Annotated in this window: 6 protein-coding genes and 1 pseudogene; all 7 read left to right on the plus strand. The window is 71.6% G+C overall.

The window, feature by feature from the left end; translation table 11 throughout:
- On the plus strand, positions 1–876 hold an 876-nt coding region (locus tag AB0M52_RS31890; RefSeq protein WP_363961390.1), incomplete at its 5' end, for an FtsK/SpoIIIE domain-containing protein.
- A complete protein-coding gene (locus tag AB0M52_RS31895) occupies positions 873–1127 on the plus strand; it encodes a hypothetical protein (RefSeq protein WP_363961392.1) in 255 nt (84 codons plus the stop codon). The genes AB0M52_RS31890 and AB0M52_RS31895, both read left to right, overlap by 4 nt.
- Positions 1128–1130: 3 nt before the next feature.
- On the plus strand, positions 1131–1319 hold the full coding sequence (locus AB0M52_RS31900; RefSeq protein WP_363961394.1) for a hypothetical protein: 189 nt from the start codon (positions 1131–1133) through the stop codon (positions 1317–1319).
- Positions 1316–1498 (plus strand): hypothetical protein, encoded by a 183-nt coding sequence (locus tag AB0M52_RS31905; RefSeq protein WP_363961396.1) that lies wholly within the window; start codon positions 1316–1318, stop codon positions 1496–1498. The genes AB0M52_RS31900 and AB0M52_RS31905 overlap by 4 nt, the downstream gene beginning before the upstream one ends.
- The gene (locus AB0M52_RS31910; RefSeq protein WP_363961398.1) at positions 1495–2049 is read left to right on the plus strand and encodes a DUF2637 domain-containing protein; all 555 of its coding nucleotides are present in this window, start codon (positions 1495–1497) and stop codon (positions 2047–2049) included. Before AB0M52_RS31905 ends, AB0M52_RS31910 begins: the two co-directional genes overlap by 4 nt.
- Positions 2046–3798 (plus strand): annotated as a pseudogene (locus AB0M52_RS31915) (replication initiator). The gene AB0M52_RS31910 and the pseudogene AB0M52_RS31915 overlap by 4 nt, the downstream one beginning before the upstream one ends.
- Positions 3795–3947, plus strand: a 153-nt coding sequence (locus tag AB0M52_RS31920) for a helix-turn-helix domain-containing protein (RefSeq protein WP_363961400.1), incomplete at its 3' end; no start/stop codon positions are given. The pseudogene AB0M52_RS31915 and the gene AB0M52_RS31920, both read left to right, overlap by 4 nt.

Here is a 3947-nt window from a genome sequence, read left to right on the forward strand (position 1 = left end):
GAAGACCTACGGCACTGGTCCCTGCACCTGCTCGCCACCCACGTCCTGATCGGCGGGGCGACCCGCTCCGGGAAGGGCTCGGTGCTGTGGTCGCTGGTCCGGGCGCTGGCCGGTGGGATCACGTCGGGGCTGGTGCGGCTGTGGGTGATCGACCCCAAGGGCGGCATGGAGTTCGCCATGGGCCGACCGCTGTTCGCCCGGTTCGCCGGCAAGTCCTTCGAGGCAATGGCCGACCTCCTCGATGAGGCCGTAGCCGTGCTGCGGGAACGGCAGACCCGGCTTGCCGGCACGGTCCGGGTCCACACGCCGACCGAGGCTGACCCCCTGGTCGTGGTCGTCATCGATGAGATGGCCGCGCTGACCGCCTATCTCCAGGATGTCGAGCTGCGTAAGCGCATCGCCTCGTCGCTGGGGCTGTTGCTGTCCCAGGGGGCCGGCGTCGGCGTCCTCGTTGTGGCCGCGTTGCAGGACCCGCGCAAGGAGGTCCTCCCGTTCCGGGACCTGTTCCCGACCCGCATCGCGCTCGGCCTGACCGAGGCCGCTCAGGTCGACCTCGTCCTTGGTGACGGTGCCCGCAACCGGGGCGCCCTGGCCGACCAGATGCCCCGATGGGCCAAGGGCGTCGGGTACGTGATCCTCGACGGCACTCCCGAACCCGCCCGGGTCCGCTTCTCCTATGTCTCCGACGACGACATCCGCGACCTCGCCGCCACCTACCCGGCTCCGGCCGACGCGGCGGACATCCTCGCCCAGGTCGGCCGGGAAACCGCCCCTGAACCCACCCGTCGCCCGCTTCCCCGACCGCGTGGGCCGCTGCTGCCGGATTCGCTGCTCAACTTCCTGAACCGCGACACCGACGGGGGTGAGCCGCGGTGACCGCCCCGACCTTCTACCGGCTGCGGGCCCCGCACCCAGACGGCACGACCAGCACCGCCGTGTCCGTCCGCGTCGACCCGCAACGGCCCGACCCGTACCCGGTCTATCTCGCCGTCGGCGGCGGCCGGCGCCGCATGTACCTCACCCCCGACGAGGCGTGGGCGCTGTGGCGCTGCCTCTCCGAAGCGGTCGCCTCCCTCGGCGAACCACCCGAGCACATCCGTACCCGCGTCGCCCCGGCCCGGAGGTAACCGATGTCCCTCAAGCGCCTCTTCTTCGGCACCCACCGCGTCAAGCCCCTGCACATCGAACTTGACGGCACCCCGGACCGGCTCGCCGCCGCCCTGCACGGCCTGGCCCACATGGTCCACCGCCGCCGCGACCTCGACGGCCAGAGCATCCGCATCACGCTGACCGTCCGCGACACCCGGAGCGGCCGATGAACCCGTGCACGCTCACCACCGCCGACCAGCCGCACTGCACCCGTCCCAGCCCGCTGGAGATCGCCGACGTGACAAGCCAGCGGGCCTGGGGCTGCCTCGGCCACGCCCTCCGCGCCCTCCGGGCCGTCGACGGCGCCCGCATCGTCCGTGACCTGCGCAAGGAAGGGGAGCAGGCGTGAACCGCCACCGCATCGAATCCGCCGTACGCCTGCTGATCCTGCTCGCCATCGGGGGCATGGCCGGCGCCGCCGCGTTCACCCACGTCCACGACCTGTCCGTTGCCCACGGCCAGCCGCACTGGATCGGCTGGGCCAACGCCGTAGCCGTCGAGCTGATGGCCATCTACCTCGGCCTCGAAATCCGCGCCCGGCGTCGAGCTGGTCGACCGGTCGGCTTCGTCGGCGTCCTCCTAGTCGCCTTCGCCCTGCTCTCCCTCGCCGCACAGGTCGCGGAAGCCGAACCCTCCGTGTGGGGCTGGATCGTCGCCGCCGTCCCGTCGCTGGCCTTCCTCGCCCTGGTCAAGGTCGTCCTGTCCAGCGCACCGGCCGAACCGGAACAGAACCAACCCCAAACCGAGCGGTACGAGGTGCCTGAGCCGGTCACCACCGACATCGAACCGGTCCGGCCGGCTGAACCCGCGCCGCCCGTCGTCCCGGCTCCGGTGGCGGTGCTGCCTGCGCGTGGTGTCGTCCAGCCCAACCGGCCCCACGTCGTCGGGATCATCCGATGACCGCTGCGACCCTGCCCGGCCTCGAACCCGCCCCGACCCCGGTTGCTCCTCGGCCGGGGTCGCGGGCGGCCCGCATGTCACTGCCCCGCTCGGTCGATGTGCTCAAGGAGATCGCCACCGAGTACGGCGTCTGCGTCCGTCCGCTGGCCATGCGCCGCACCGACCTGGACACCGGCCTGACCGAGGTCATCGACCTGCCCTGCGGCGCCACCCGCGAGGACAAGTGCGCGCCCTGCGCCAAGAGGAACCGCCGGCTGCGGCAGGCGCAGATCCGGGAGGGCTGGCACCGCGACGACGAGCCGCTACCCGGCCCGGAACCCGCGACCGAGGCACAGAAGTCCCTCATCCTGTTCCGGGCACACCTGGAGTTCTCCCGCGACGAGGCAGTACGCGCTGCGCAGTGGGACCAGGTCGACGACATCGACCAGGCCATCCGCGAGGTAGAGGAAGCCATCGCCGCTGAGGGGCTACGCGGGCGGGTCGGGCCACCCCACGGAAGCATCGACGACGAGGACGACGATCCCGGCCGCCGGCGCAAGCGCTCCACCAAACGCCGTCAGGACGCACCAGACCTGCCCCGGCGCAAGGTCGAACGGCGCACCGTCGGCCGCACCTACACCGCATCCGACGGCGCCTCCTACCGCCCGTCGATGTGGCTCACGCTCACCCTCGACTCCTACGGCCCGGTCCGCCCCGACGGCACCCCGCTCAACCCAGACAGGTACGACTACCGCCGCGCAGCCTGGGACGCCGTCCACTTCCCCCGGCTGCTGGACCGGTTCTGGCAGAACCTGCGCCGCTGCGAGGGCTGGAACGTCCAGTACGCCGGCTGCGTCGAGCCGCAACGCCGCCTCGCCCCACACGCCCACTTCGCCATCCGGGGGCACCATCCCCCGGGACGTGCTCCGTACCGTAGCGGCAGCGACGTACCACCAGGTGTGGTGGCCCTCGACCGACGTCCAGCGGTACACCCTCGACCGCCTCCCGGTCTGGGACGAGCAGGCTTCGGCGTGGGTCGACCCGGATACCCGCGAGCCGCTGACCACCTGGACGGAAGCGCTCGACGCCATCGACGACGACCCTGACGCGGAACCGGTGCACATCGTGCGCTTCGGCTCCCAGGTCGACGCCCGGGGTGTCATGCCCGGCACCGAGGACGCCGAGCGGACCATCCGCTACGTCACGAAATACATCACCAAGCACACCGGGGACGTCCACAAGGCGACCACCGACCGGCAGCGCAAGCACCTCGACCGGCTCTGGCAGGAACTCCAGGTCACCCCGTGCACTGACCGCTGCGCGAACTGGCTGCTTTTCGGGATCCAGCCGCGCAGGGCGCACGCGAAGCTCAAGCCGGGCCGGTGCAAGGGCAAGGTCCACCAGCGGGACACCCTCGGCATCGGCGGCCGGCGCATCCTCATCTCCCGCGACTGGTCCGGCAAGACCCTGGCCGACCACAAGCACGACGCCCGCGCCTGGGTGCGCGCCCTGCTCGGCGTCACCACCGACGGCACGCAGCTCGTCGACGACCAGGCCGACACCGTCGAGCGGGTCCGGCACGCCTGGGAACTCGCCCGACCAGACGACCCCGACGTGGGTCCGCTGTCCTTCCGGCTCATGCGTTCGATCAGCGAACGCGCCCGCTGGCGGACCGAACTCCTCGCCGCGAAGGACCGGGCCGCCCAGGGGCCGCCAGATCTTTCGGCAACTCAGCAGGACGCGCAGCACACGGGGGAGGAGTCGCCTTGAACGAGGAACTGTTGACCGTGCCGGAAGTGCTCGCCGAACTGCGCGTATCGCGCTCGACCTGGTTCTACTGGCGGCAGACCGGCAAGGGACCACGGGTGATCAAGCTCCCGAACGGTCAGCTACGGGTCCGCCGGTCGGCGCTCGGTCGG

The sequence above is a fragment of the Micromonospora sp. NPDC051296 genome, from assembly GCF_040682255.1.
Classification (GTDB): domain Bacteria; phylum Actinomycetota; class Actinomycetes; order Mycobacteriales; family Micromonosporaceae; genus Micromonospora; species Micromonospora craterilacus.